We start from the raw sequence: 13704 nt of genomic DNA, 5'->3' as shown, positions 1-13704 counted from the left end.
GGGCTGTTATTTCTGTAAGCGAAAAGTGTACATTTCACAAGTATCGGTGCTATAGAGGCCTTTTCAAAAGCAGTTTGTTAAATTTCACTCATCTCGTTCACCCCGCCGCGGGGTCCTCACAGCGGTTCCTCGCCGTCCAATATCCCCTTCGCGCGTCGGGCAAGGTCCGGAACGCGCTCCTCCATCTTCGGGTACATCGGGTCGTCGCTGTTGCCTTCGAGGTAGCGCCGGTAGAACATCTCGCCGAGCGCCGCGAGTTTGTACACCGCGAGCGCCGGTAGAACCGGTCGTGGTCGTACTCGATGCCCGTCTCGCGCTCGTACCGCTCGACGAGTTCCCGGCGAGTCGGATACGCCGCCGCCTCCATGAACGTGGCCGTCAGTTCCGGGGTCGCCGGGTCGGGGTCCCCGGCGTCGCGCCAGTAGGACAGCATCCACCCGAGGTCGGCCAGCGGGTCGCCGAGCGTCGCCATCTCCCAGTCGAAGACGCCGACGATTTCGGGCGGCGTCTCCGGCCCGTACATCACGTTGTCGAGTTTGTAATCGCCGTGAACCAGCGCGTGTTCGTGCTCCGTCGGGCAGTGTTCGACCAACCACTCGCCGACCGTCTCCAGTTCCGGGACGGTCCGCTCCTCGGCGGTGCGCTCGAACGCCCAGTCCAACTGCTTGGTCCACCGCTCGACCTGGCGTTCGGTATATCCCGACGGGTAGCCGAATTCGCCCAGCCCCACGGCTGCGTAGTCGAGCGTGTGAATCGCCGCGAGCGTCTCGACCAGTTCCTCGCCGACTTGCCGCCGCGCGTCGGCCGTCCCGAAGCGCTCGGGTTCCTCGTCGCGGAGCACGTCGCCCGAGAGACGCTCCATCACGTAGAAGTCGCTTCCGATGACCGAGTGGTCCTCACAGGCCAGTACGGTCCCCGGAACCGGCACGTCGGTGCCTTGGAGCGCGTCCATCACCCGATACTCGCGGAGCACGTCGTGGGCCGTCTCGGCCGTCTCGCCGGGCGGCGGCCGCCGAATGACGAGTTCCCTGTCGCCCCACGTCACGAACAAGGTCTCGTTGGAGTGCCCCTCCGCGTGGTGGGAGACGGCGTACTCCGCCGCCTCCCCCAGTTCCGCCGCGAGGTAGTTCCGTAGCGCGTTCCTATCGACGAGCCGGTCGAAGTAATCGCGGTCGTCGGCTGTCTGGTCGTCGGCTGTCTGGTCGTCGGCTGTCTGGTCGTCGGCTGTCATTGGTCCTTCTCCCGTGTCTGCCGTCGGTTCTTGATCGTTACGCCGCCCTCTCGGGGCTGCTCAGATCGCCATCCCGACGACGGGTTTCGTGTCGATTGTACGTCCAACTTCGGTATAGAACTTACGAGGGTAATTCTGACGGGGAAATATTTTTACACTGGTGAATTGGGGTTGTGGGTATGGAGTACGACGACCCGAAACGCGGGACGGAAGTCGCCGAACGCGTCCGAACGTTCGTCCGCGAAGAAGTCATCCCCGTCGAACGGGACCACCTCGGCGAGGGACCGGTGTCGGACGACACCGTTCGACAGCTTCGAGAGACGGCGCGCGAGTACGACGTGTACGCACCCCAGATTCCCGAGGAACACGGCGGCATGGGAATGGATTTCGGTGAGGTGCTGCCCGTCTTCGAGGAGGCCGGGCGAAGCCTTCTCGGCCCGACCGCCATCCGCGTCGATGCGCCCGACGAAGGGAACATGCACACGCTGGAACTCGTCGGAACGGAGGAACAGAAAGAACGGTGGCTCGACCCGCTGGTGGCGGGCGAGGCCAAATCCGGCTTCTCGATGACGGAACCGAACACGGGGGCGGGGTCGGACCCCAAGATGCTCCGGACGACCGCGGAGCAGGACGGCGACGAGTGGGTCATAAACGGTCACAAATGGTGGACCACGCAGGGAAGCGAGGCCGACGTGCTGTTGGTGATGGCGCTCACCGACCTCGACGCCCATCCGTACGAAGGCTGTTCCATCTTCCTCGTGCCCGCCGACACGCCCGGCGTGGAAATCGTCCGGGACATCCCGCACGTCGGCGGCGGCGTCACCGGGATGAGCCACGCGGAAATCAAGTACGAGAACGTTCGAATCCCCGAGGAGAACCTGCTCGGCGCGGAGAACGCCGGGTTCGCCATCGCCCAACGGCGACTCGGCCCGGCGCGACTCACCCACTGCATGCGCTACTCCGGCATGGCCGAACGGGCCATCGACATCGCCAAAGCCTACGCCGACCAGCGGCAGGCGTTCGACGGCCCGCTCTCGGAGAAGCAGTCGATACGGTTCGAAGTCGCCGACATCGAGATGCGACTTCACGCAGTCCGAACCATGGTCCGCCACGCCACCCGGCAAATCGCGGCGGGCGAGGAGGCCCGCATCGAGGTGGCGATGAGCAAGGTGTACGCCGCGAACGTCGTACAAGACGCCATCGACGCGGCCATCCAGATTTGCGGCGGGAACGGTATCGGCAAGGACCTGCCGCTCGCGGATTTCTACGAGAACGTCCGGCAGTTCCGCATCGTGGACGGCGCAGACGAGGTGCACAAGCGCGTCATCGCCAGGGACGCCTTTTCCGACCTCGACCCGAGCGAAGTCGAACACCTGACCCGGTACGACGCCGAGTAGTTCGGCGCGACCGACTCAGTTTTCGCTCGTCCCCTCGTCTTCTACGCCGACTATCGAGAGCACTTCTCGAAGGTCGTCGATGGCGTAGTCCGTCTCGGGCCCCTCCTCGGCACCGTACCCGATGGCCGTCATTCCCACCGCGGATGCACCGGCGACGTCGTGCTCGTAGCGGTCTCCTATCATTGCCGCGTCGCTCGGCGGCACGTCCGCCGCTCGGAGGGCCGTCTCGAACATCCGCGGGTCGGGTTTGGTTCGTCCGACCATCTCGGACGTCGTGATGGAATCGAACCGATCTCTCACGCCGAACGTCTCCAGAATTCGCATCCCTTCCTCGGTGTCCACGTCGCTGACGACGCCGACGTGTATTCCCGTTTCCGCCGCCAGTCGCTCTATCGCCTCAACGGCACCGGGGTTGGGCCGGAGCATCTCGGTCGTCACCGACTCGAACACCGGCCGCCACTCGTCTTCGGGTATCGGCTCTCCGGAAATCTTGTCCACGGCGCGGTCGTAGGCGGTTCGCGCGCGGCGGAACTCGGTCCCGTCGCGTTCCCGGAAGTAGGTCCCCACCGCGGTGCGCCACCGCGCGAGCGCGTCCTCCACCGACGTCTTCGGTGCGTGCCGCTCGACGATGGTCCGAACGAACGCCTCGTGCGCTCGGCGAACCGACCTACTGTCGAGGATGACGCCGCCGATGTCCCAGAACACCGCTCGCCACTCCGTTCCGCCCGCGGATTCGACCATGCCACGGGTCCGCTCTCCTCGGGAATCAAAATAACGATTACAAACTACAGCCCATATTTATTAACACGAGGCGAGATAGTAGTCGTTGTAGTTACCAATGGAAAGACTCGCTTCGAATCAGCAGACCCTGGAGGAAATCGCATGACTGTCGAACAGTTCAGCGTCACCGGCAAGACCGCAATCGTGACGGGCGCGTCGAGCGGTATCGGGAAGACCATCGCCGAGCGATTCGCCGCCGACGGGGCGAACGTCGTCGTCTGCTCGCGCGAACTGGCAAACGTCGAACCCGTTGCCGAGGGTATCGTGGAAAGCGACCGCGAGGGACGAGCGGTCGCGGTCGAGTGCGACGTGACCGACCGCGACGCCGTGGACGCCCTCGTGGACGCCACCGTCTCCGAGTTCGGCGGCGTGGACATCCTCGTCAACAACGCGGGTGCGAGCTTCATGGCTCCCTTCGAGGACATCAGCGAGAACGGCTGGAAGACCATCGTGGACATCAATCTCCACGGGACCTACCACTGCACGCAGGTCGCCGGAGAGCACATGCGCGAGAACGGCGGCGGGACTGTCATCAACCTCGCCAGCGTCGCGGGACAGAAGGGCTCGCCCCACATGAGTCACTACGGCGCGGCCAAGGCGGGCGTCATCAACCTCACGTCCACGCTCGCCTACGAGTGGGCGGACGACGACGTGCGGGTCAACTGCATCGCGCCCGGATTCGTCGCCACGCCGGGCGTCGAGAGCCAGATGGGCGTCAGCGCAGACGACATCGACCGCGAGAGCGTCAAGCGCCGCATCGGAACCACCGAGGAAATTGCCGACCTCGCGCAGTTCCTCGCCAGTCCCGCCTCCTCGTACCTCGTCGGCGAGACCGTGACGGCGGCCGGTGTTCCGCCGATTCTCGAAACACCGGACGTGTGAGTCGGTTCGGAAGGCCTCGACTTCGCTTTCCGCTCGGACTCGGATTCGGCCGGTTCAAAAATCTCATCTCGTAGACAGTTGATTCATCAAGCGAACCTCTCCGTTTATGAACCTGCCTCATGGAGTCACCCTCCTGACGACCGTATTCTCGCTGGCCGTCCTCGGCGTCGCCGCGAGCACGCTGCACACGGCTACGTGTCCCTCGCCCGTGGCGTCCGACTGGCCGACCTCCGGAGCGCGGGTATCCCCGTCCTCGATTGGGACCCGACCGACCCGTTCGAGGGGGTGCTGCATCGTGATTCGTAACCCGGGACTCGCCGACGGGACGCCCGCGCTTTCGAGCAGTGCCGTGACGCTCCTCTCGGCGTTTGTCGTTCTCTTCCTCACCGCCATCTCCGTGTACACGCTCGTCGCCGGTGTTTTCGGCCTCCTCTTCCTTCTCGTCGGCCTCGTCCGCGGTTCGTCCGGCGTCTTCTCCCTGGGAATCGCCCTGCTCTTCGTCGCCGTCGTGGTCGCCGGTCTGCTCGGAATGACGCCGCTGTTTCTCCTCCTCGCGGGCTTCTTCACGGTTCTCGCGTGGGACGTCGGCCACACCGGATTCGGTATCGGCGAGGAGATGGGTCGCGGCGTTTCGACGCTCCGCATCGAACTGGTCCGTTCGGCGAGCAGTCTGGTCGTGCTCTCCGTCGGAGCGGCTATCGGGTACGCGGTGTTTCGCACCGCGACCGGCGAGCAGTCGCTCCTCGCCCTCGTCGCACTCCTCGTCGGTGCGGTCGCGCTGTTGATAGCGCTTCAGGAATGAGGATTCTCGAAGGGGGCCTGTAAATCGCTGTCGCTCACACACGCTACGCGGTGCTCGCGGATTGTTCGACAAGAAATGGGCCCTATCGGATTCGAACCAATGACCACCCGGTATCCCATGTCGTCTGAAATCGACAGACGTCATTATGAGCCGAGCGCTCTAACCAGACTGAGCTAAGGGCCCTTGTGCGAATTTGCTCGTGGACCCTCTTTAGCTTACCGAATGGTGGGCGCATTTCACAAACGAGGGAGAGCCGAATCGAACAGATAATCAGCGTACCAGTTGATTCCCTTCCGACTTCCGTTCGCAGGCTTGTCACACCGTATCGTCATACTGTTCGTCGGAGCGTCGTCGATCTCGATCAAATACACTTCGCCGGGTCCCGGGTCGTACACAGCAAAGAGATCGATTTCACCCACGTATCCTTCTCGTTCATCGCCCGAACTCTTGACTCTGGGACCGTGTACCGTAGCTATGGCCCATTTCGTTCGTGAGGACCATAGAACGCTCTCCTCGAAAAACAAATAATCAAAGAAGCGCCGCCGCCAGGGCTCGAACCTGGGACAACCTGGGTAACAACCAGGTGCTCTACCAACTGAGCTACGGCGGCTTCCAACTGCATTCCCAGGTAGGTGGAGTCCTTTGATAGGGCTTTCGTTTTCGTTCGAACGCATCGATACGCTTTCACGCCTTCGTGGAAAACTTTCGCTCGATGGCACGGTTCGAGGAGGTCGTCTCAGCGGTTCGAGCGCGGATACGACCCGACGCCGACGAACGGGAGCGACTTCGAGCGGCGGCCGGAGAGTTGACGGAACGCGCCGAGGAGGCGATTGCCGACTTGTCGGTGGACGCCGACGTGATTCAGGTGGGGAGCACCGCCCGCGGGACGTGGACGAGCGGCGACCGGGACATCGACCTGTTCGTTCGGTTTCCGCCGGAGATGGACCGGGAGGAGTTGGAATCGTTCGGGTTGGAACTCGGGCACACCGTCCTCCCGGACGGTCACGAGGAGTACGCGGAACACCCGTACGTGAAGGGGCAATTCGACGGCTTCGACGTGGATTTCGTTCCCTGCTATCGTGTCGAGTCCGCGACGGACATCCAGTCGGCGGTGGACCGCACGCCGTTCCACACGACGTATCTCGAAGCGCGGTTGGACGACGACCTCGCCGACGAAGTGTTGCTGTTCAAGCAGTTCCTCAAGGGCATCGGCGCGTACGGCAGCGACCTTCGGACGAAGGGCTTTTCGGGCTATCTCGCGGAACTGCTCGTCCTCGAATACGGCGGTTTTCGTGAGGTGCTCGAAGCGACGGCGGAGTGGCACCCGCCCATCCGGTTCGACCCGGAGGACCACGGGACGGCGACGTTCGACGACCCGCTGGTGGTCATCGACCCGACGGACCCGGAACGCAACGTCGCCGCTGTCCTCTCGGCCGAGAACGTCGCACGGGTGCAACACTACGCCCGCGACCTTCTCGAAACGCCGCGCGAATCCGTGTTCTTCCCCGAGCCGCCGGACCCTCTCGCGCCCGAGGAAGTCCACGATTTCATCGCCGAGCGGGGGACGACCCCGGTCGCGGTTCGCTTCGACGCGCCGGATGTCGTCGAGGACCAACTGTATCCGCAACTCCAGAAATCGCTCGCGGGCGTCGGTGACGCTTTGTCGCGGCGCGGTTTCGACGTGCTTCGGGCCGACCTCTTCGCCGACGAGTCCGCGGTTCTCTTCTTCGAACTCGCGGTCGCCGAACGCCCGGCTATCGAACGCCACGACGGGCCGCCGATTCACGTCCGCGCTCACGCGACCGGTTTTTACGAGAAGTACGCCGATTCGGACGCCTACGGTCCGTTCATCGACGGCGACCGCTACGCGGTCGAACGGGAACGCGAGTTCACGAGCGCCGTGGACTTCCTCCGGAGCGACGCAATCCTCGACGCCGCGTTGGGCGTCCACGTCGAATCGACGCTGAAAACGGGCTACGACGTCCTCTCCGGCGACGAGACCGGGCTGTTGGCCGAGGAATTCGGGACGGAACTCGCCCGGTATTTCCACCCCAAACCCTGAGGTCGCCCTCGGTATTTTCCCCCAATCCCTGAGCCACCTCTCGGTACTCCACCCCAATCCCCGAGCTTCGATTCGCTGATTTTCGCAGCTATCGCTACGTGTGGGTCTGTTTGACCATCAGGGTTATATGGGTGGTGTGCCTTACCATAGCATGTATGGCCTCCGCACCAACCGGAGACGACGAATCCGTGTTCGACCAGTTCCTCGAAGACCGCGGCCACGAAACCGACCGAGTAGACTGGGAACAGGAGTATAATAAAAAGCAGTGTCCGGAATGTGGTGGACTTCATAACCGGTCCGCGACCGAGTGTACGGTCTGTGGTTGGAATCCGTAACCCGTCCTGATTCCTCGAACTTCCCTCGTATCGCCTTTCGACCACTACCTTTCGATTTTTCGGCGTCCCGGCGCACATTCCTTGACGGCGTGTCGATAGACATTTGATGTATTATTTCTAAACTTTAGTCGCCGAGTATATGCCCGAATGTCAGAATTTCGGCTCGTTCGTGACGGCGGCGTACGCACGGGTGTTTACGCCCCCCGACGTGACCGACCCTCGTGTCTGTCCGAACTGCGAGGACAAGGTTCGAGACGACGCGAACGTACGCGAGGCACGTTCATCTCGCGGCACGTGACTGGTGCCTGAATCCGATTCACGTCGTTTTATACGTTCCCAGCACTTGTGCTGGTGTAATGACCACGCCAATGGCAGAGACGGACGCAAAAGTGACCCGGTTGTTCGGTGGCCCGGGGAGCGGTAAAACCACCGAACTACTCGACAGGGTAGAGGACATTCTTTCACAGGATGGCGTCACGGTAAACGACCTCCTCGTCGTTTCGTACACTCGCGCCGCGGCAAACGAAGTTCGAGAGCGCCTCGCCGAGCGACTCGACGTCGATCCACGCTCCCTTCAGGGGAACGTCTGTACGATGCACGCGAAAGCCTACGAACTACTCAATCTCTCTCGCGGTGATGTCGTCGGTGAGAAGGACAAAAAGGAGTTTTGTGAAGACTACGGTCTCGAATACGAGGACGAGTACAGCGGCTCGGGCCGCCGCACCGCCCGGTCCACGACGCTCGGAAACAAGATTATCGCCACCTCCCAGTGGCTCCAGCGAACCCGGCGACAGGTCGCCGACTGGTACGACGTTCCCTTCCAGTGGGACGTCGAGACGGTTCGCCTCCCGCCGGACATCGACCCGAACGCACAGGAAGGGAACAAGTACACCCCGACGTGGCCGAGCAGCGACGACCGGTTCGACGTTCCCGAAGCCATCCGTGCGTGGCGCAAGTACAAGGGCGACGAGGGACTCGTCGGCTTCGCCGACATGCTCGAACGCGTGAAACAACGCTCGCTCCTCCCGAGCGTCGATTACCTCGTCATCGACGAGTTTCAGGACATCACCCAACTCCAGTTCGACATCTACGAGGAGTGGAAAGACCACATGGAGAACGTCCTCATCGCCGGTGACGACGACCAGGTCGTCTACGCGTGGCAGGGCGCGGACCCGAAACTGCTCCTCGGCGAGGGCGGTGAAGACGTGATTCTCGACACCTCGCACCGACTTCCCTCCCGCGTCCTCAAGGTCGTCCAGCAGGAGGTCACCCACATCGACGAGCGACAGGAGAAGAACCTCAAACCGCGCAAGGAGGGCGGAACCGTCGAGGCGGTGGAGAATCCGTCGATGCTGGACCTCGTGCGCAACGTCCGCTACACCATCGAGGAGTTCGACGGTACCGTGATGGTGTTGTTCCGGGCTCGCTACCAGATGTTCCGCTTCGTGGACGAGTTCATCGACGAGGGGATTCCGTTCCGCACGCTGACCGACCAGCGGATGTGGACCGACCGACTGAACCAGTACGTCGATGCGGTCGAGCAGATTCACGAGGACGAACCAATCGACGGGCTTCAGGCCCGACGCCTCGCGGACATGCTGACCGAATCCACGTTCGGTACGAACGAGCGCGACGAGATGTTCGACGCCATCGACGAACGCAAGGAGGAAGAAGAGGTGGACGACCTCACCGAACTGGAGTTCGACGCCGACTTCGTACGGAACTTCGCGCCGTTCATGCCCGGTCCGAAATCCGCGTCGGACATGGTTCGGAAGGTCACGAGCTACCAGAAGCGCTCCATGAAGGCGTACTTCAGCGGCCGATATCAGGATATGGACCGGAGCCGCGTCCGTATCGGAACCATCCACAGCGCCAAAGGTCGTGAAGCGGACCACGTGTTCATCGGCACCGACCTGACCGAGAAAGTCGTCGAGCAGATGGCGGCGACCGTCGAAAACGAGGGCATCGACGTGCCCAGCGTTGACGAGTTCACCGCCGGAACCGACCCCGTTCCGATTCTCACCGACAACGAACGCCGCGTCTTCTACGTCGGCATGAGCCGCGCCCGCGAGCGCCTCGTCGTCATGGAGAACCTCGTCAGCGGCGCGCCGACGCTCGAACTCGACGTGCTGTTGTACAACGAACCGAACGGAAAATCGGTGGACGACATCCTCGACGCCGCGGAAGCGAAATAGCCGAACGTCATCGACACCGCGGTTCTGTCCCGTTCTCTCGTCTTTCGTCTTTTCGTCTTTTCCGATACCCGTGCATTGATACCGTTTCACGATGCACACTCCTCTCATGGCAACAGCCGAACAAGAATCGGACTCCGCCTACGCCGAGCTTCTCGACCGGGAACGACGAATTTCGAACGTCGAAAACGCCGGAATGATTCTCTACTGGGACCAGCAGACGAAGATGCCCGAGGGTGGCACCCCCGCCCGTGCGAAGCAACTGTCCGCGCTCCAGTCCATCGGCCACGAACTGCTCACCGACGAGCGGACGGGCGAACTGCTGGACGAACTGGAGAGCGAGGACTTGGACGACGAGCAGGCCGCCGTCGTGCGCGAAGTCCGGCGCAAATACGACCGCGCGGTTTCCGTCCCGAGCGACCTCGTGGAGAAGATTTCCGAAACGACGAGCGAAGCGCAACCGGCGTGGCAGCGGGCGAAGGCTGAAGACGAGTTCGAGACGTTCGCCCCCTATCTCGAACGACTCCGCGAACTCCACATCGAGCGTGCGGAGCACATCGCTCCGGACGAGGACCCGTACGAAGTCATGTTCGAGGACGGCGAGCCGTATCTCCCACTCGAACGCGTCGACGAAATATTCGACGAACTCCGTGAGGGATTGGTTCCGCTCATCGAGAACATCGAGGAGAACGGCGCGGACATAGCGGCCGACGTGTTCGCCGGGACGTTCGACCCGGCGGACCAAGAGGCGCTCTGTCGGGACGCGCTCGACCTGTTGAACTACGACTGGGACCGCGGCCGCCTCGACATCGCCCCGCATCCGTTCATGTCCGGGACGCAGTTCGACGCCCGGGTGACGACCCGATTCCACGAGGACGAGTTCGTGGACCCCATCTTTTCGACGATTCACGAGTTCGGCCACGCCACCTACCAACTCGGTTTGCGGGACGACGCCTACGGCACGCCGCTCGGCCAGTCGCGGAGTTCGGGGATTCACGAATCCCAATCGCGGTTCTGGGAGAACCACGTCGGTCGCACGGAGGCCTTCTGGGAGTTCTTCCTCCCGACCGTGACCGAGCACTTCCCCGAGTTCGAGGACGTAACGGCCGAGGACGCCTACGAAGCGGCCAATCAGGTGTTCACGGACAACCTCATCCGCGTCGAGGCGGACGAACTGACCTACCACATGCACATCATCCTCCGCTCCGAAATCGAACAGGAGTTCGTTTCCGGAGACCTCGACGTGGACGACATCCCCGTCCGCTGGAACGAACTCATGGACGAGTACCTCGGCGTCCGCCCCGACACCGACTCGGAGGGCTGCCTGCAGGACATCCACTGGACAAGCGGCTTTGCCAGCTTCCAGAACTACACCGTCGGCAGTGTCTTCGCCGCCCAACTCTGGGCGACCATCGAGGAGGAACTGGACGACCCGATGGAACTCATCCGCGAGGGTGACTTCGCCCCCATCCGCGATTGGTTGACCGAGAACATCCACGAACAGGGGCAAAAGTACACCACCGACGAACTCATCGAGGAGGCGACCGGCGAACCGCTTACGGCGGAGTACTTCCTCGACTACGTGACCGAGAAGTACGGCGAGATTTACGAGTTGGACTGAGCAGCGCGAGGGAGGAGACGCAGATTTCGTCGCGGATTTCCGAAACCCCGCTTTTGACGCTCGACCGTGCTCTCTTCGTGAATATACTGTGTAGTACTGGATATTACTAAAATCTACTTCATTCTACTATCTTCTCTCGAATCATACTATCGTTCTTCTCATTCTACTATTTGCTATCCTATCGTACTGTTCCCTAACGAGGAGAACGGACGATACCGTGCCGACCGCGGACTGGGGTCCTCACTTCCTGCTCGCGGTTTCCGCCGACGGCAGTTCGTCGGCGTACTTCGCCAGCACGTCCACTTCGAGGTGCACGGGGTCGCCGGGTTCCTTCTCCGAGAGGTTCGTTACCCGCCGCGTCGTCGGGATGATGGCGACGGTGAACGTGTCCTCCCCTTTCTCGGCCACCGTGAGGCTGATGCCGTCCAGCGCGACCGACCCCTTGCTCACGATGTAACTGTCCGAACGCCTCGGGGACGGCGAACTCGTACTCCCAATCTTCACCTACTTCACGCACGTCTACGACCTCGGTCGTCGTATCGACGTGCCCCTGCACGAAGTGCCCGTCGAGGCGGGCGTCGGCCCGAAGCGCGCGTTCGAGGTTGACGACATCCCCTTCCTCGATTTCTCCGAGGTAGGTCTTCGCCACTGTCTCGGCCGCCAGAAACACCTCGAACGATTCGTCGTCGAACTCCTCGACGGTCAGGCAGGCCCCGTTGACGGCGATGCTCGCGCCGTCTGCCACGTCCGAAAGCACCTCGTCGGCCGCGATGGTGAGCCGACGGCCACCCTCGGTCTCCTCGACGCGACGAATCTCGCCGACTTCCGCAACGATTCCGGTAAACATAACAGAACTGTGACGCCGAGCGGTTGAAAACGGTTCCGAATCGGATGCCCAGTTTCATGCCCGTACTTCCGTCCCCCCGACCAAAAATCCGCCGTCACGGCCTCCCGATTCGGAACCGTTTTCAACCGCTCGGCGTCACAGTTCTGTTATGTTTACCGGAATCGTTGCGGAAGTCGGCGAGATTCGTCGCGTCGAGGAGACCGAGGGTGGCCGTCGGCTCACCATCGCGGCCGACGAGGTGCTTTCGGACGTGGCAGACGGCGCGAGCATCGCCGTCAACGGGGCCTGCCTGACCGTCGAGGAGTTCGACGACGAATCGTTCGAGGTGTTTCTGGCGGCCGAGACAGTGGCGAAGACCTACCTCGGAGAAATCGAGGAAGGGGATGTCGTCAACCTCGAACGCGCGCTTCGGGCCGACGCCCGCCTCGACGGGCACTTCGTGCAGGGGCACGTCGATACGACGACCGAGGTCGTAGACGTGCGTGAAGTAGGTGAAGATTGGGAGTACGAGTTCGCCGTCCCCGAGGCGTTCGGACAGTACATCGTGAGCAAGGGGTCGGTCGCGCTGGACGGCATCAGCCTCACGGTGGCCGAGAAAGGGGAGGACACGTTCACCGTCGCCATCATCCCGACGACGCGGCGGGTAACGAACCTCTCGGAGAAGGAACCCGGCGACCCCGTGCACCTCGAAGTGGACGTGCTGGCGAAGTACGCCGACGAACTGCTCGCGGAGCGGCGTTAGAAGTCGAAGTTCGAAAACTCGTCGGAACGTTCGTCTTCGGCGTTTTCGTCCTCTTCGTTGCTTTCGTCGCTTTCGTTCTCCTCGTTGCTCTCGGTATCGTTCCAGCCGCCGTTGGCGAAGTCTGTGTCGCCGTCGTTCCCGAGTAGGCCGCTTTCGGCTTCGTCGCCAAGCAGTCCGCTGCCGTCGCCCGAGTCGAACTGCACGGGTTCGCGTCGCTTCCGCGGTTCGGGTGCGTCCCGTCCCTCGTCCCCGCCGTCTCCTTGCTTTTCTTCCACCTCGGCGTACATGACGCGGTAGCGCGATATCTTCCGGTAGAGCAGGTAGCCGAAGAAGCCGTCGTAGACGAACACGAACGCGATGTAGGCTATTTCGACGGAGACGCTGGGGTAGAACGCGGATATCACGTTGGGAACGAACCCGACGAGCGTGTTGTACGTCGCGTGGATGAACGCCGCGATGAGGAGGCCCTTGACCGCGATGGGACCCGCGTTCTCGCGGTTGAACTTCGCCAAGCCGAGGTAGTAGCCCGCGAACGCGGAGTAGATGACGTGACCAGGTCCGGCGAACAGTCGAAACACGGCCGTTCGCCCGACGTTCAAAATCGAGTCGGTGCCCGTGGACGACAGAACGCTTTGGCTGATGTAAATCGCGTTCTCGATGGTGGCGAAGCCCAACCCGGCCATCGCGCCGTAGACGGCCCCGTCGATGACGGCGTTGAACTTGTCGCTCCGGTAGGCGAACAACCGCACGGCCAGCCACTTCACCGTCTCCTCGACCGGGCCGACGATGAGGTAGAAGTAGAGTACCGCCCCG

General features: G+C 62.5%; 12 protein-coding genes, 2 tRNA genes and 2 pseudogenes. 9 read left to right on the top strand and 7 right to left on the bottom strand.

Features of this window, described 5'->3' with window-relative positions:
• Window positions 1-116 precede the first annotated feature (116 nt).
• A pseudogene (locus BG842_RS24905) lies at window positions 117-1231 on the bottom strand (phosphotransferase family protein).
• A 179-nt stretch (window positions 1232-1410) separates the two neighbouring features.
• Between BG842_RS24905 and BG842_RS24900 the strand changes: the two are divergent.
• On the top strand, window positions 1411-2628 hold the full coding sequence (locus BG842_RS24900; protein WP_069452897.1) for an acyl-CoA dehydrogenase family protein: 1218 nt from the start codon (window positions 1411-1413) through the stop codon (window positions 2626-2628).
• 15 nt (window positions 2629-2643) lie between these two features.
• Here the strand turns inward: BG842_RS24900 and BG842_RS24895 are convergent, their stop codons facing one another.
• A complete protein-coding gene (locus BG842_RS24895; RefSeq protein WP_069452896.1) occupies window positions 2644-3369 on the bottom strand; it encodes an HAD family hydrolase in 726 nt (241 codons plus the stop codon).
• A gap of 141 nt (window positions 3370-3510) precedes the next feature.
• Here BG842_RS24895 and BG842_RS24890 point away from each other — a divergent pair, with 141 nt between their 5' ends.
• Entirely contained in the window at window positions 3511-4290 is a 780-nt protein-coding gene (locus tag BG842_RS24890; RefSeq protein ID WP_069452895.1) for an SDR family NAD(P)-dependent oxidoreductase, read from the top strand.
• 117 nt (window positions 4291-4407) lie between these two features.
• Here BG842_RS24890 and BG842_RS30385 read toward each other — a convergent pair whose 3' ends face one another.
• A complete protein-coding gene (locus BG842_RS30385; protein ID WP_175424283.1) occupies window positions 4408-4584 on the bottom strand; it encodes a hypothetical protein in 177 nt (58 codons plus the stop codon).
• 1 nt (window position 4585) lies between these two features.
• Between BG842_RS30385 and BG842_RS24885 the strand changes: the two genes are divergently transcribed.
• Window positions 4586-5092, top strand: a complete 507-nt coding sequence (locus tag BG842_RS24885; RefSeq protein ID WP_069452894.1) for a hypothetical protein — start codon at window positions 4586-4588, stop codon at window positions 5090-5092.
• Between the two features lie 76 nt (window positions 5093-5168).
• Here BG842_RS24885 and BG842_RS24880 read toward each other — a convergent pair.
• Window positions 5169-5275, bottom strand: a tRNA-Ile gene (locus BG842_RS24880).
• A gap of 354 nt (window positions 5276-5629) precedes the next feature.
• A tRNA-Asn gene (locus BG842_RS24875) sits at window positions 5630-5702 on the bottom strand.
• A gap of 102 nt (window positions 5703-5804) precedes the next feature.
• On the opposite strand from BG842_RS24875, the gene cca reads away from it, so the two are divergent.
• From cca to BG842_RS24855, 5 genes are all read left to right on the top strand, one after another.
• A complete protein-coding gene (cca, locus tag BG842_RS24870; RefSeq protein WP_069452893.1) occupies window positions 5805-7154 on the top strand; it encodes a CCA tRNA nucleotidyltransferase in 1350 nt (449 codons plus the stop codon).
• Window positions 7155-7309: 155 nt separating this feature from the next.
• On the top strand, window positions 7310-7489 hold the full coding sequence (locus BG842_RS24865; RefSeq protein ID WP_007979979.1) for an HVO_0416 family zinc finger protein: 180 nt from the start codon (window positions 7310-7312) through the stop codon (window positions 7487-7489).
• Between the two features lie 139 nt (window positions 7490-7628).
• Window positions 7629-7787: a hypothetical protein gene (locus tag BG842_RS30380; protein ID WP_175424282.1), complete on the top strand. Its 159-nt coding sequence runs from the start codon at window positions 7629-7631 to the stop codon at window positions 7785-7787.
• A gap of 70 nt (window positions 7788-7857) precedes the next feature.
• Entirely contained in the window at window positions 7858-9684 is a 1827-nt protein-coding gene (locus tag BG842_RS24860) for a UvrD-helicase domain-containing protein (RefSeq protein ID WP_007979977.1), read from the top strand.
• Between the two features lie 106 nt (window positions 9685-9790).
• The gene (locus BG842_RS24855) at window positions 9791-11302 is read left to right on the top strand and encodes a carboxypeptidase M32 (RefSeq protein WP_069452892.1); all 1512 of its coding nucleotides are present in this window, start codon (window positions 9791-9793) and stop codon (window positions 11300-11302) included.
• 240 nt (window positions 11303-11542) lie between these two features.
• Here BG842_RS24855 and BG842_RS24850 read toward each other — a convergent pair.
• Window positions 11543-12149: pseudogene (locus BG842_RS24850) on the bottom strand (riboflavin synthase).
• A gap of 148 nt (window positions 12150-12297) precedes the next feature.
• Between BG842_RS24850 and BG842_RS24845 the strand changes: the two are divergent.
• Entirely contained in the window at window positions 12298-12891 is a 594-nt protein-coding gene (locus tag BG842_RS24845; RefSeq protein ID WP_069452891.1) for a riboflavin synthase, read from the top strand.
• Here the strand turns inward: BG842_RS24845 and BG842_RS24840 are convergent.
• Window positions 12888-13704: PrsW family intramembrane metalloprotease (locus BG842_RS24840; protein ID WP_069452890.1), on the bottom strand; the 817-nt coding region annotated here is incomplete at its 5' end. The two genes, BG842_RS24845 and BG842_RS24840, sit on opposite strands and share 4 nt — an antisense overlap.

Source organism: Haladaptatus sp. W1 (assembly GCF_001723155.1).
Taxonomy (GTDB): Archaea; Halobacteriota; Halobacteria; order Halobacteriales; family Haladaptataceae; genus Haladaptatus; species Haladaptatus paucihalophilus.
This window is presented reverse-complemented; position numbering and strand designations above follow the sequence as displayed.